Source organism: Trinickia sp. NRRL B-1857, assembly GCF_050470685.1.
In the GTDB taxonomy this organism is placed as follows: domain Bacteria; phylum Pseudomonadota; class Gammaproteobacteria; order Burkholderiales; family Burkholderiaceae; genus Trinickia.
In genome coordinates this window covers 1-13145 of the sequence record NZ_JBFLUK010000007.1, presented here as the reverse complement: position 1 = coordinate 13145, position 13145 = coordinate 1, and the positions used below count along the sequence as shown (strand labels likewise).

General features: G+C 65.4%; 11 protein-coding genes and 5 pseudogenes. 5 read left to right on the top strand and 11 right to left on the bottom strand.

What is annotated here, in order from left to right; translation table 11 throughout:
* Positions 1–367: 367 nt before the first annotated feature.
* Both AB1286_RS20755 and AB1286_RS20750 read right to left on the bottom strand, forming a co-directional pair.
* Positions 368–1660 (bottom strand): annotated as a pseudogene (locus AB1286_RS20755) (chitinase).
* A 390-nt stretch (positions 1661–2050) separates the two neighbouring features.
* Positions 2051–2533, bottom strand: coding sequence for an isochorismatase family protein (locus AB1286_RS20750; RefSeq protein ID WP_430365176.1), 483 nt, complete (start codon positions 2531–2533; stop codon positions 2051–2053).
* Positions 2534–3004: 471 nt separating this feature from the next.
* On the opposite strand from AB1286_RS20750, the gene AB1286_RS20745 reads away from it, so the two are divergent.
* The 4 genes and pseudogenes from AB1286_RS20745 (at position 3005) to AB1286_RS20730 (ending at position 4224) form a co-directional block, all read left to right on the top strand.
* A complete protein-coding gene (locus tag AB1286_RS20745) occupies positions 3005–3340 on the top strand; it encodes a TetR family transcriptional regulator (RefSeq protein WP_430365175.1) in 336 nt (111 codons plus the stop codon).
* A 54-nt stretch (positions 3341–3394) separates the two neighbouring features.
* The gene (locus AB1286_RS20740) at positions 3395–3580 is read left to right on the top strand and encodes a hypothetical protein (protein WP_430365174.1); all 186 of its coding nucleotides are present in this window, start codon (positions 3395–3397) and stop codon (positions 3578–3580) included.
* 62 nt (positions 3581–3642) lie between these two features.
* Positions 3643–3848: pseudogene (locus AB1286_RS20735) on the top strand (type II toxin-antitoxin system VapB family antitoxin).
* Positions 3845–4224 (top strand): annotated as a pseudogene (locus tag AB1286_RS20730) (type II toxin-antitoxin system VapC family toxin). Before AB1286_RS20735 ends, AB1286_RS20730 begins: the two co-directional pseudogenes overlap by 4 nt.
* Here AB1286_RS20730 and AB1286_RS20725 read toward each other — a convergent pair.
* From AB1286_RS20725 to AB1286_RS20705, 5 genes and pseudogenes are all read right to left on the bottom strand, one after another.
* On the bottom strand, positions 4218–4721 hold the full coding sequence (locus AB1286_RS20725; RefSeq protein WP_430365173.1) for a hypothetical protein: 504 nt from the start codon (positions 4719–4721) through the stop codon (positions 4218–4220). The pseudogene AB1286_RS20730 and the gene AB1286_RS20725 sit on opposite strands and share 7 nt — an antisense overlap.
* A gap of 469 nt (positions 4722–5190) precedes the next feature.
* A pseudogene (locus AB1286_RS20720) lies at positions 5191–6693 on the bottom strand (AMP-binding protein).
* A 9-nt stretch (positions 6694–6702) separates the two neighbouring features.
* On the bottom strand, positions 6703–6966 hold the full coding sequence (locus AB1286_RS20715; RefSeq protein ID WP_430363527.1) for an acyl carrier protein: 264 nt from the start codon (positions 6964–6966) through the stop codon (positions 6703–6705).
* A gap of 34 nt (positions 6967–7000) precedes the next feature.
* Complete coding sequence (locus tag AB1286_RS20710; RefSeq protein WP_430365172.1) at positions 7001–7360, bottom strand: hypothetical protein; 360 nt, start codon at positions 7358–7360, stop codon at positions 7001–7003.
* Positions 7351–8073, bottom strand: coding sequence for an MBOAT family O-acyltransferase (locus AB1286_RS20705; RefSeq protein ID WP_430365171.1), 723 nt, complete (start codon positions 8071–8073; stop codon positions 7351–7353). The genes AB1286_RS20710 and AB1286_RS20705 overlap by 10 nt, the downstream gene beginning before the upstream one ends.
* A gap of 134 nt (positions 8074–8207) precedes the next feature.
* Here AB1286_RS20705 and AB1286_RS20700 point away from each other — a divergent pair, with 134 nt between their 5' ends.
* A complete protein-coding gene (locus tag AB1286_RS20700) occupies positions 8208–8429 on the top strand; it encodes a hypothetical protein (RefSeq protein WP_430365170.1) in 222 nt (73 codons plus the stop codon).
* A gap of 195 nt (positions 8430–8624) precedes the next feature.
* Here the strand turns inward: AB1286_RS20700 and AB1286_RS20695 are convergent, their stop codons facing one another.
* The 4 genes and pseudogenes from AB1286_RS20695 to AB1286_RS20680 all read right to left on the bottom strand — a co-directional run.
* Positions 8625–10826: an alginate O-acetyltransferase AlgX-related protein gene (locus tag AB1286_RS20695; RefSeq protein WP_430365169.1), complete on the bottom strand. Its 2202-nt coding sequence runs from the start codon at positions 10824–10826 to the stop codon at positions 8625–8627.
* A 46-nt stretch (positions 10827–10872) separates the two neighbouring features.
* Positions 10873–11463 (bottom strand): hypothetical protein, encoded by a 591-nt coding sequence (locus AB1286_RS20690; protein WP_430365168.1) that lies wholly within the window; start codon positions 11461–11463, stop codon positions 10873–10875.
* Between the two features lie 223 nt (positions 11464–11686).
* Entirely contained in the window at positions 11687–12742 is a 1056-nt protein-coding gene (locus AB1286_RS20685) for an NfrA family protein (RefSeq protein WP_430365167.1), read from the bottom strand.
* A pseudogene (locus tag AB1286_RS20680) lies at positions 12657–13145 on the bottom strand (hypothetical protein); the annotation flags it as partial. The pseudogene AB1286_RS20680 and the gene AB1286_RS20685, both read right to left, overlap by 86 nt.

The following is a 13145-nucleotide window of genomic DNA, read 5'->3' as shown; positions in this document are numbered from 1 at the left end:
CAACACCATGAGCCAACCGATTGCGACAAACATGAATCACTCCAATCCAAAGCACTGGGCCGCCCATGCGCAGGCATCCGCGTGCAACGTCGCGACGAACGGTTAGTTCGTAGTCCTATCGGGTTGGGTAGCGGAAGACGGCTCGGTAGAGCCCTGCTGAAGGACCGATCGCGACGAGGGCTGCGATGCGGCCTCGTATTCGTTCATGCCTGGCTAACGGCTTGAAAACACAATAGCTAAAGGGCGCTCAACAAAATTTAGGAAAAGGGTCACATGGTCGCGATGTACGCGACCGGCTCGCCCCGCCGATCGCGCACGTTTATTGATCTACATCAAGTTCGCCCGCTTGCTCCGGTATCGCGTTTCGTCAGCTCGATTTCACCCACACGCCGCCGTCGCTCGGCACGTTCCCTTGGGTCCACCACTGCGCGCAATACTTTGCGCTTGGTACATCACGCAGCTTCCGCCCGAATAAGCCACCGAAGCGGACCAATTCGGCGTCGCGCCCGATACGAGCTTCCATACCGACGATTGCCCCGGTACGTCGCCTTGCGTCCACCACTGCGCTTGATAAGTCGACCCTTGATACGTCACTTGCATGCCTGCGGTGTAGACCTGCGACGCAGACCAGGGCGCAGGCCCCGACCCGCCCGTTTCCTCCGCTCGATCCGCCGCCGTACGAGGGATCCTTCGTCACGCCCCGCACCCCAGTGATCGGCGAACCGTTCGAAGATCGAAGCGAATTGGTAAGCGTTTGCGCGACGCCCGAACAACTCGAGGAAGCGGATCCGCCCGGTGTCGCGCAAGCCAGGTCGCGTCCGACCGACCAATTGCTGAGGATTCCGTATTGTTCGTGACGGCGGTATTGGTCACGGTCTGCGCATCGTCGAGCGTAAACGTCTCACCCTGGGTATCGTTCACCCCGATCATCGGCGTCACGCCCACCATTTGCCAGAGTTGCGCGCTGGTCTTCGTCTGCCCGACGCCCTTAAAAGCCGTATCGAGTTGCGAGTAGAGCGATTGCGCCGCCTGTATCGCAGCCTGCCCCATCTCTACGCCGAGGGGCCGTAGTCCATCGTCATCACGTTGACGACATCGAACGCCGCATGATTTTGGATGGCCGCGTTGAGCACGTTCAAGCCTTCGTCGGTCAATCCCGAGGCGAGCACCGGAAGCGTAAGCGTCACGTGCAACGTTTTGCCTTTCGCGGCCATCGCGGTCTGCATTTGCGCGACCGCTTGGAAGTTGCGCGCGAGCGCGGCCAGATCGTCTTGCGCCGAACCTTCGATATCGAAGTCGATATGCGTCAGGCTGTAGGTGTCCACCACGGTTTGAAAGGCTGCTTGCAACGAGGGCACGTCGGAGCACGCTTGCATGAGCGGCGTGCCGTTCGCGCCGCCGAACGAGACGGCACCTCGCCGCCCTTCGCCCGATAGTTATTGATGCCGCCGGAAATCGCGGTCAAAAGGTCTGAGGTGTTGCCGGGCCCAATGGCCTGCACGCCGCCCCATGAGGGCACGCAGCCGCCGGAGCCGGCCACGACAAACGCGAGCGTGAACTGCTGGATCCCTTGCTGCACGCCGATGTTATCGAGGATCGGCGTGGGCCATTCGGTCATGTCGACGTACGGCGCGTAGATGTTGCTCGCGTGCGAAGTCATCGCGGCCAGCGAGAAAGCCGTTACCGCGAGTACCTTCGTGAGTGTTCGCTTCATGGATCTGCCCTCGTTACGTTTGAAGGTGCCGGTTAAGCGAGCCGTGCATCCTTCCGCTCGAGTCCGGCGGCGATGAATCGCTCCGTATCGTAGGAGATCTATAGCGATATTGGTACTAAATAGGTCCCACCAAAATTGGTAGGTAGACGCGACTTAAACGGCCGATTGGAGGACTGCAACGAATCGCTTTGGGATGGCCGGCAATTTGCGGCATCGCTGCGGATAGGCCTTACTGGGTAAAGGCGAAACGCCAATAGTATGAGCGCGCCACATCGCAGTCTGCCGTATATCGGCGTGAGTCGATTGCCTGACCGGTATGCGAAACGAAGAGACCACTCAATACCGGCTCAGCGTGTCCGGCGTCCCGCTATCTGAACCGAATCGGCGCATCGCGCCTTTGCGGCGACGCGATGCGTCGAGCCCAACCTCGCGCGTTACCCTTTGATTGCCGCAAGGACGTCGTCGGTTTGGCGAACGTGTCCGAGGCGCGGGAAGATGAAGCGGATCGGACGCTTCGTGCTGTTCGGTCGATGCGCAGCCCATGGCATCTTCCGCGAAAACGATCGAATAGTTGTGCTCGAATGCGGCGCGCGCGGTCGACTCGACACCGATGTTCGTCGAAATGCCGCCGAGCACGATCGTTTGAACGCCGCGCCGACGCAATTGCAAATCGAGTTCGGTGCCGTAAAACGCGTTCCACTGCCGCTTCGTGATCAGAATATCGCGCTCGCTCGCCTCGAGTTCGGCGGGAAAGGTCCACCAATTGTCGGGCAGTCCACCGGGCGGGAAGGCCGTAGGCTGGTCGACGCTTTGCCGCAAAACGTCGCCGAAATCGGGGCTCGGCCCCGACGCGCACGAGCACGACCGGCGCGCACCACTTCGCGAAAGCGCTTGGCGAGCCGCACGCTCGCGTCCAACACGGCGTCGGCCGTGCGCGGCCCTTTCGCGTACGGCAAGATGCCTTCTTGCAAATCGATGAGAACGAGCGCGGTGCTACGTGGATCGATGATGTCCATGATGGGTGCTTGAAGTCCGGTTGATTGCGACGTTGAACGCGATGAGTCGAAAGCGGTCCGAATACGTCTCGCTTGGAGATCGCAGGGCGGTATGTCCGTCGGCCGCCCATTGAGCATGGACGGCAAAACGGGTCTATGGGAGCGACACCCCTCAAAGACGAGGATACCCTCACAAAACGGAGTATATGAGGATGACCTCACAAAACGCAAGTCGCGGGACGACGACATTCGTGCGGACGCGAAGGCGCCTCGCCGCGAGCGGGGCCGCGCACGCGTGGCGGCGCTGCTCGATGCGGCCGGGGCGGAGTTTGCCGAGAAGGGATTCGACGCAGCGACGATGACGGCGATCGCGGCGCGCGCGGGAGCGTCGATCGGCTCGCTCTATCAGTTCTTTCCGACCAAAGACGTGCTGGCGGATGCGTTGCTCGAAGCGTATCTGACGACGCTGATCGACGACCTCGGCCGGCTGCGCGAGGCGGCGCCGGCGCTCGATATCGCGGTATTGGCGCATCGGCTCGCGCGTGCGTTCGTCGACTTCCGCGCGGCGCATCCGGCATTCGCACCGCTCGTCGAGACGCCGGGCCGGTCGTTACCGCGGCAGCGGGCGTGAGAGAGCGGGCTTCGCGCGGATATCGCCGCGGTGCTGCGTGCGAAAGCGCCGGGTATGAAAGCCGTGGAGGCGCAGGTGTGCGCCGCTGTCGTTCAACAACTCATGAAAGCGGCGGTGGCGATCCAAAGCGAGGCCCTCGTTTCGCACCGCGCGGCGGCTATCGACGAACTCGAACGTGTTATGACGCTGTATCTGGACGAGACGCTGAAGGGTGCGGGTGCTTCGCGACGCAAACGATAGGCATTGATTTGATGAGTCAATAGATGCATACTTACATCAAATCAGATGCAGGGGCTCACATCATGCGCACCACTGTCACCATAGACGACGCGCTTTACGAGAAAGCGCTAGAAATGGCGGACCCCAATATGGACAAAGGGGAGATCTTCCGTGAAGCGATGAAAACGTTCGTGCGGTACAAGCCGCCAAGCGACTCGCGGCTCTGGGCGGTACGATGCCGGAGATTCGAGACGTGCCGCGTCGTCGTGAAGGGCCCGTTTCTCAATGAGCGTTCTCATCGATACCTCGGTCTGGGTAAGCCATTTTAGGGACCGGAACGAGGCGCTAGTTGATTTGATCGCGTTGGACCTAGCACTGACTCATCCGATGGTCGTAGTCGAGCTTGCCTGCGGGACTCCCCCTGCCCCGCGTGCGCAGATACTTGGCGATATCGGGCTCTTGCAGCCAGCCAATCAGGCGAGTTTGGGTGAAGTAGCAGAGTTCATCGAACGAGAAAAACTATTCGGACTTGGGTGCGGGTTAATGGATATGGCGCTACTGGCTTCGACATTGATCACTCCTGGCGCGCAGCTCTGGACCCTGGACAAGCGTCTGGCCGATTTGCAGCACGCTTTGGCGTAGCGCGCAGCCCCAGATTTCACTGAGCACCACCATCTACCCGAGATTTCAGCCAAACGCCCGCCCTACTCCCCCGCCCGCTCCACCACCTGACGCACGAGCTTCGACGAAACGTAATGCGGGCCGTCGAGAGATAAACGCGATACCCGCGATAGGCCTGCAACTGCGGCGTCAATTCCGCCGCCTTCGCGGCGCGATATCCGCCGCCCGGCAAACCGCGAAACGCCTCGGCAATGATGCGGACCCGATCGGCGCCAAGCGCTGAACGAGCGCATTCCGCATAAGCGCGCGCCACCGCGGGTTCGCGCACGTAATCGCCGCAGCCGTCCTGAAAGAACACGCCGACGTCGCGCGGCAACCACTCATCCAACCACGCCGCGAGCGCCGCGCCGCCTATGTTCGAGTTGTCGTAGACGCTAATCCACAGCGGTTTAGGCAACCGCTCCAGCACCGGCGCCAATGCGCGCGCATTGCTCCAAGTCGGATCGACTTCCACCGGAAAATACCAACCGGCGACGTGCATCGGCCAAGGCGCCGCAGCCAGCGCGATCGATTGGCCGCGAGACGCGGCAGGTGCGTGCGCGCTTGCGTTTCGTCGAATCGCCCTGCTAAACCGACGATGACGTCGCGCGCCCAAGGCTCCTGGCCGATACGTTGCCAATCGGGCAGCCGCGCCGCCTCGTCAAAGCCTTGCATCGGCACGAGCGCTTCATCGTCGACGGCCGTCCATTGCACGAGCAAATCGCTAACGCCAAGCGCCTCCCAGTCGCCGCGCGGGTTCGCATGATCCTCGTCAGGTTGCCAAACGATGCCTTGCGCCAGTGCCTGCGCCGGCGCGAGCGGCTCGAGGCGCAACGGAGCCGGCGATCGCGAGCCCCGTGCTCGATAGCGCGAGCATCCACACTGCGAGCGCAGTCCGTCGCCGCCACCGCCACGCAAGCGGGCGGGCAGCCTCCATCGGGGCACCGCCACCGATCGTCCGTGCCCTCGACCTATCGCCCATCGCCGGGCACCACCGAATCGAGCATCGCAAGGCGATAATCGTCCGCGAGACGCGCACGGTCGATCTTCGCATTGATCGTCAACGGCAGCAGCCGGCAGGCGATCAGCTCCGACGGAATCATGTTAGGGTGGCAAGCGCTCGGCAAGCCGCGCACAGCCAATCCGGCGGCAGTGCCAGTTGCGCACCGCGTTCGTCGTTGGCGCCCGTTTCGACGAATGCGACGATGCGGGCAACGGTGCCGTCCGCGCGCCGCAGCGGCACCGCCGCCGCATACGCGCCACCCCGGCAACGCCGCGAGCGCGGCGTCGATCTCGGCAAGCTCGATGCGATAGCCGTTCAGTTTGACTTGGTCGTCCATGCGGCCATCGCAAAAGAGCAGGCCTCCGGCATCGGCATGGCCCAGATCGCCCGTGCGAAATGCCCGCGCGCCGTTGCGCTCGAACATCTTCGTCGCGTTCAGATCGCCGCGATTCACATAGCCTCGCATCACATACGGACCCGCGATACAAAGCTCGTCTCGTTCGACGAACACCTCGCCGCCGCGCCGCGCGTATCCGATCGGCAAGCGATCGGGATGAGCGGCAAGCACCGCATCGTCCACGACGATCCATGTCGCCGCCACCGTGGCTTCGGTCGGGCCGTAGGTGTTGATGATCCGCGCACCGGGAAAACGCTCGCGCAAACGACGAGCGAGCGACACGGGCAACATTTCGCCGCAAAACAGGAACGTCGTTAGCGCGGGCAACGACGCTTGAGCGATGCGCGGGTCGAGCAACTGTTGCTGCACGAACGACGGCGTCGACACCCACGTGCTTACGCGCGCGTTCGCCAGCGCTTCGACAAAGGCGGTACCCGGCATGCAGGCGGCGCGCGACATCATCACGATCGTGCCGCCGAGCGCGAGCGTGCCGAACACCTCGTACATCGACAGATCGAAACTGAACGGCGCTTGATTGAGAAAGACCGGCGCGTCGCCGAGGGCGAAGTCCTCGCGCATCCACTCCGCCAACGAGGCGACGCTCTCACGCCCGATCTGCACGCCCTTCGGATCGCCCGTCGTCCCCGAGGTGAATTGCACATAGGCGAGATCCTTCTCGCGCAGCGTCGACGCGCGGGCACCGTCCCCCGTCGACTCGCCATCCGCGTCGAAGCGCTCGAAACGCGCGCGGCGCGCATCGAAATAAGTCGAGGCGCCCAGCGTCCGAGCGATGCGCCGCATACGTTCGTCGGGATAGACCGTATCGACGGGCACGAACGGCGCACCGAGCAGCAGCGCACCGGTCATCGCCACGAAAAACTCGGCTTCCTTATGCCCACGCACGATCACGGGCGTATCGCGATCGAAGCCCTCGGCACGCGCAGCGATGCACCAAGCGGCCGCCGCGCGGGCCAACTCGCGCCAACTCAGCTCGGCGTCCGCGGCGATGACAGCCGGCGCGTCGGGACGCACATCCGTATCGACGAAACGGCTCTCGACTAAATCGAAACGCATCTTGGCCGCCTATCGAGTCGGGGTGTTGTCGGCGATATAGGCGGCCAACGCCGTCACGCTCGCCAGATGTTCGCCGATCTCGGTCGGCGGCACCTGCACGCCGAACATCGTCTCGACGCGCAGAGCGATCTCGACCGCAAGGACCGAATCCACGAGACCCGATTCGATCAACGGGGTATCCGCCTCGAGCCGGCGCATCACGACCGATTCCACGAGCGCCCGGACTTGCTCCAGGGAAGCGGCCGGCGCCGCCGGGGTTTGGGTTGACGTCATCGAGATCTCCCTTCGAATAGAAACAGTCACTGAGTCAGAACTGGAAATACAGGAACCGCACTTCGCCGTGCAATTGCGCGGCGCATACGAGCACGAGCAGCACCACCACCGCCGTCCAACGCCACGACGGGAACCATGCGAGCCGCGCCGGCACCGCACCCGACGCGCGCTCGAGCGCGGGTGAAAAGCGCCCCATCCATTCATGCGAATTCGGTGCGAACCAAGCGATCGCAAGCGCTAGCGCCACGAGCGGCGCCGGCATCGTCCGGCCCAACGCGAGCCGCAGCCAAGCGAACCCGTGCACGCCGGCGTCGAGCGGCGGCCATGCGTTCGCACCCAGGCCTCGCATGCCGGCCATCGCCTTAAGCATCGCGAGCGCATCGCTCACAGCCATGCGCGCGGAAAAAGACGAAGGCCACCAGCGCGGCGACGAAGGTCGTCGATACGCCCGCAACATGGCGCACCCCGCGCACCGAACCCGGTCGAGGACGGCGCCGGCCCGCCGCGCGACGCGCGCCAGTTGCGCCAAGCGTGATTGACGGTCAGATACGCCGCGTGCAATAGGCCGTAGATCAGGTATTGAAGACCCGCGCCATGCCAAATCCCCGCGAGGCCCATCGTGTAGAAAGTCGGCACGGCAATCGTCGCCGCGAAGCCCGAAGGCGAGCCTTGCGCCGCGCGCCCGATCGGCAAGCCGCGCGACGCTCGCCGGCGATTGATCCGCATCGACAACGGGTAGTACAGATACGCGGTGAGATAACGCGTGAGCGTCATATGCCAGCGCTGCCAAAAGTCGATGATGCTAGCGGCCTTGAACGGCGAGTTGAAGTTCAACGGGAAGCGCACGCCGAACATTTTCGCCAGACCGACGGCCATGTCCGAATAGCCCGAGAAGTCGAAGTACAGTTGCAGCGCGTAAGCGAGGGCCGTGCCCCAAGCCGGCAACGCGCCCAACGCGCCGGGCGCCGCGAAGCCGGCGTCGGCATATGGCGCGATGGGATCGGCCAGCAACAGCTTTTTGGCCAAACCGATCGTGAAGACGCTCGCGCCGATCGAGATGTTTTCCGCCCGCAACCGATACGTCTCGCCCTGAGCGAACTGCGTCATCATCTCTTTGTGATGCAGGATCGGCCCCCGCGATCAGATGCGGGAAGAACGTGACGAATTGCACGAACCCGAGCGCATCGGAGCGCTTGACGATCCCTGCATTGCAATCGAGCAGGTAGCCGATTTGCGTGAACGTGAAAAACGACACGCCGAGCGGCAGCACGACGCTCGCCGACGTATGCGCAAGCCAGCCGTGCGGCGACAAGCCGAACCACTCGATGAGCGCACCGGCCGTCACCGCCCAATACTTGTATCGCACGAGCAAGCCGATATCGATACAGATCGCTGTCGCGAGCCATGCGCGTCGGCCGCGCGAGCGCGGCGCGCAGGCGAGGATCGCGCGGCTCATGCCGTAATTGAAAGCGATCGACGCCGCGAGCAAGGCCACGAACGCCGGCGCCCATGCGCCGTAAAAGACGAACGACGATAGACACAGCCAGGATGCGGCAAGGCGCGGCGAGCGAGCGCCCACCGCGTAGTAGACGGTCAGCGCGATCGGCAAAAAGAGCGTCAGGAAGACGAACGAGTTGAACAGCATCGGTATCTTCCTCTCAGTCTCGGCGGCTCGAGTCGCCGGCCTTGCCGGTCGGCGCCGCTGCCGATACAGGGGCTTCGGACAACCCGTCCTCCGACATCTCCCAGACCACGACGCGCAGCGAGCGCGGCCACGTGGCGCGCTGCGCCCAGATTGCCGCGAGCGCCCGATCGAATCGTCCGTCGTCCAAGCTCACGTTCCATACCTCCTGGCCTAGTGCTCGCCCCAAACGATCGGCGAAGCCGCTGCGCCGCGAGAACGAGCTGCCGGCGAGCAGCACTTGCGCCGGCGGCGTGTCGTCGAGCAAGCCGCCGGCGCGCTCGGCGCGGATCGTCTCGGCGACCTCGACGTCCATGGCGGGCCGCCAGCCGTCGGGTACGTTGGCCAGTCCGGCCAGTTGCAGCAGATCGCCCACGCGCGGGCGCACGCCCGCGTCTTGCGTCGTCGTGAAACGCGTCGGCCCGCGCCCGCCGACGCGCGGCAAAAGGGCGGCGGCCAACGCATCGGCAGCCGCTTGCGCGCCTCGCGCGTTCCAATGCACGTCCGTGCGATAAAACGCCGGGCGCGCGGCCGTCAACGGACCGAGCAAGTCCACCTGCGCGACGCCCTCGCTCGCGAGCGCATCGCGCCACGCGTTCCAGCGCGACGTCATGCGTGCGTCCTGATGCAAACCGCACAGCGCCTCGGTTTCGACGCGAGCCTTATCGGGCACTGTCGCAACGACGAGCATCACGCCTTGGCGCTTGAGCGCATCGGCATACCGGCGCATCGTGGCGATTTGCGCTTGCAGCTTGGCCTCTGCCGGCGCGAGTGCTTGCGGCGGCGGACGCAGTCCATTCGTATAAAAGAGCCAACCGGGACAACCCTCGCTGACTTGCGGCCCCAAGTCGCCCAACAGGCGGTATCGCACGGCAGCACTCGCCCGTCGCAAGGCCGCCGCATAAGGAACGTCGATCGCGCGATCGACGGCGCGTATCGCGTCGCCGCTACGCCACGCCGCGGCATCCTCGAGCGTAGGCGTCGAGTCGGTCTTCGCATGCTTGGCGAGCGAGGTGAGCGCCAGCGCAAATCCCGCGAGGAGCAGCGCGGCCACGCACGCCGACATCGCGCGATGCCCCTGCCGCAACACGGCGCGCGCGCGCGATGCCTCCTGCTCGCGCTCGCCGTCGGAGCCGGATTCATGCCGGTGCGCGACCTCGCTCATCGCGCCAGCGCCTTCTCGACGCGGTCGAGCCACGCCCCTTCGGCAATGATCGACGGGGCGTCCCACTGCCCCCGACGCGCCGGGCCCGTAAGCCATCTGCCCTTCGTTGAACTGCCACACCAACGCTTGCGGCTTTTGCTTCGCGAAGGCCGGCGACTCGAGGTAGTTCAGCAGCGTCTTCCACGGCCCCGTATCGCCGAACGTCCAGGTCAACCCGACCGGGCGCGCGAGCGTATGCGCGAGCCGCTGCGGAAAGCCGAGGTACGGCTGCACCATGCTGTTGCCCACCACTTGCACGACCGGAACCGCATCGGCCAACAAGCCGCCGTCATCGGCTTGCTCGCGCACGATGAAGCGATCTTTGCCGATCACGCGCCGGCGCTCGGGCGGCAGCAACGTGGCGAGATCGCCGAAGTCCATTGCCTCGGTCCATTCGCCGAGCGCGGGAGGCGCGGACATCTCGCCCGGCAACGCACCGGCCGCCGACAGCCGGTCGGCCGTCGCATCGGCAACGGCCTCGGCGGTATGCGCCGACCAGTGGTAGTCCGCCCGGATGTAGGTGCTGTCTTGACTGGTATCGACGTTCGCGAGCGCCGCTACCGCATCGACAAAATCGATACCGGCTTCCTTGCCGTGCGCGAGGATCGCCGCGTAGCGCTGCGCGACCGCAGCGGAAAGCGCGGTGCCCTCGGGCAGCTTGTCGGCGGCGGCTCGCGCCTTCAGCGGTGCCACGATGATCGTGCAGCGAATGCCGTGCGCCTTCAGTTTGGCGGCGGCCGCGCCGATCAGGTCCACCACTTTGAGACAGGCGGCCGTATCGTCGTCCACATAGCTTTCCCAGCCCGGAAACAACCAGCGGTCGCGCCCCTCGATCACGGCTTGCCGCGCCGCCAGCGCCGCGCGCGGGACGAACGACAGCCCGGCCGCGAACGGCGCGGCCGCCAGGGCGAGTAGCAAGCGTCGCCGGCGCAAAGCGGGCACGCTGCCCGCAAGTGAAAGATGATTCGATTGCATCGCTGAAGTGACCTCTAGAAATCTAAATGGCGCGTGACGGCGCGGCTCATCGCGCGGGCCAGTTCAGCGCGTCCAACGCGCCGCTGAGCACCGGATGCGTGGCTAAGCCCGACAGAAAGAGGCTGAAGCTTTGGCCGGCCGCGAGCCGAGGCAGCTCGAACGGCGGCGACACCGCTTGCCCGCATACCGCGACAAGCGAGGCCGCGACGGGATTGATCGAGCGCGAGGCCGCGTGGCCCGTGGCGACGCCCGTGAAGACGGCCGATGCGGGGCTGCGCTCGAGCGCGATCTTGCCGTCGCATCCCTCGACGAAATTGAACACGCGCAATTGAGCCCGCAGCGCGTCCGCGCTAGCCGCCGGCGCGGCGATGGGCGTCGCCCGCCAGGCGCCCGACGCGTCGCGCTCGAGCGCCACCGTGATGGTCTCGCCCACCGTATCGGCGCCGGCTGCCGGTGCCGCGCCCTCCGATCCCGTGGGTATGCCGCCGTCGACGCGCACCTTCAGCGCCGTGCCGGGGCGCACGACATCGAGGCGGCTCGCCGCACCGGGCGCAAGCTCGATCGGCTGCGCCCCCGCTCGGCAGCGCGAGCTTCGCCGTATGCGTGGACAGGTTGACGACGCGCAGATAGGTCGCATCGGCCGGCGGCTGGGGCCCATACAAGCTCGCGACATCGTCCGCGGCGGGATAGGCCTCGGTGGAGGCGGCCGCGAGGATCAATGCAACGGCAAGGGCTCGATACGTCGTCGCGCGGCCCGCCGTCGCGAGCACGCATCGGGGCAGACCTGAGGTTCGTTTCATCATCGTTTCGATCTTTCTAAGTTGTCCTGAATAAAATCGAATGTGCTCGGGCGGCCCGCTTCAGTAAGAGAAGACCGCGCCGCAAAACACGCCGCGCGCACGATCGTCGCCTGAGATTTTCCAGCGGTACTGGACCGACAATTCGACCGACGAACGCAGCGTGTCGTAGTGGCCGTCGCGGAAGGCATAGCGGGCCGTCATGCCTACCCCGGTGCCGACCGGCACGCTTCGATCGATCGCCGTGTCGTAATCGGCGCCGGCCACGAGATACGGGAACACGGTGAAGCCGGGACTCACCCGGTCGATCCGATACGTGCGTCCCGCCTCGAGCACGGCCGTTGCGTAATTCGAGGGGTGGACGATGTAATGCCCGCCCTCGGCATACGCGGAAAGCGTCCACCAAGACGGCACGTCGATGCGCCGCTCGGTGCCGATGCCGCCCGAATAAGCGAGCCGCGCGAGCCAATCGCCCTGCGCTTGCGAGCCGATCGGCACGATGCGCTCGAAGGCGGCGATCGCGTCGATGTTGGCGAACGGCTTTGCCGCGCACACACCGAACGCCGCTTCAAGCGAACTCGCGCCGCTCGCTCCGCCGCCGCTTGCCACGCCGAACGTCTCGTAGCCGCGCGCATAAAGCTCGAACATACGATCGCCAAGGCTACCGAACGGACGCCAGTACACTTCGCTGCCCGCTTGCCAGCTATTGCTCGTGGTGGGACGCGGCGTGCTCGCGTAGCCCGATTGCAAACCGGCGCCGCGATAGTCGAGCGTCGCGTCGAAGCCCCACCGGCGCGTGGCCTCCGAGTGCGCCGCGCGCAAATCTTCGAGCTGCTGAGCGGCCGCGCCCTTCGCCGCACCGCGCAACGGGCGGCGGTTTTCCGCCGCGAGCTTGTCGATGGCCTGCTCGAAGTAGCGCGCCGACTCCTTATCGTGGTTCGCGGCCTCGGCGGCGAAACCGACATCGGCGAGCTCGGTCGCGGAGAGCTTGCCTTGCGCCTCGGCCCGTTTGAACGCCGCAAGCGCTTGTGCGTTATTGCCGGCACGCAATGCGACGTAGCCGGCTTCGAGCGGCGGCAGCGAATCCAATAGGCCGTCGGCGATCAGCGCCCGCGCCACGTCGGCCCGCCTCCCCCGTGCGGCCCGCATCGTCGAGCACATCGACCAGCTCGACGCGATGCTGCGCGCTATCGGGCGCCGCGGCGACGGCTTCGCGCGCATCGCGCAAGGCGGCTTGCTTGTCGCCGCGCTCGCTCGCGCGCGCCAGCGCACGTCCCGCCGCATAACCCGGATCGGCCGGCCAAACGTCGCAGCTTTCTCCGAAGTCGGGGTCGTTCTCGCAATCGACGATGGGACGCGCGGCTGCAAGCGTCAGCGCGGCAGCATGTGCGGCTGCGAGGCGCCGGCGCGCACGCCCCAAGCGTTCGGCGACGAACGCGTCGGTATCGTCCCCGGTCGGATGCACGGCCGTTAGCCGGTCCACCGCTTGACGCGTGCGATCCTCGGCCATCCCAGACGTCGG

What these genes read in the sequence shown, in the direction of transcription:
- AB1286_RS20740 (WP_430365174.1), top strand. Translation starts at nt 3,395, where the DNA reads ATGAAAGCCGTGGAGGCGCAGGTGTGCGCCGCTGTCGTTCAACAACTC.
- AB1286_RS20725 (WP_430365173.1), bottom strand. Translation starts at nt 4,721, where the DNA reads ATGCACGTCGCCGGTTGGTATTTTCCGGTGGAAGTCGATCCGACTTGG.
- AB1286_RS20715 (WP_430363527.1), bottom strand. Translation starts at nt 6,966, where the DNA reads ATGACGTCAACCCAAACCCCGGCGGCGCCGGCCGCTTCCCTGGAGCAA.
- AB1286_RS20710 (WP_430365172.1), bottom strand. Translation starts at nt 7,360, where the DNA reads ATGGCTGTGAGCGATGCGCTCGCGATGCTTAAGGCGATGGCCGGCATG.
- AB1286_RS20705 (WP_430365171.1), bottom strand. Translation starts at nt 8,073, where the DNA reads ATGACGCAGTTCGCTCAGGGCGAGACGTATCGGTTGCGGGCGGAAAAC.
- AB1286_RS20695 (WP_430365169.1), bottom strand. Translation starts at nt 10,826, where the DNA reads ATGCAATCGAATCATCTTTCACTTGCGGGCAGCGTGCCCGCTTTGCGC.
- AB1286_RS20690 (WP_430365168.1), bottom strand. Translation starts at nt 11,463, where the DNA reads ATGCGACCTATCTGCGCGTCGTCAACCTGTCCACGCATACGGCGAAGC.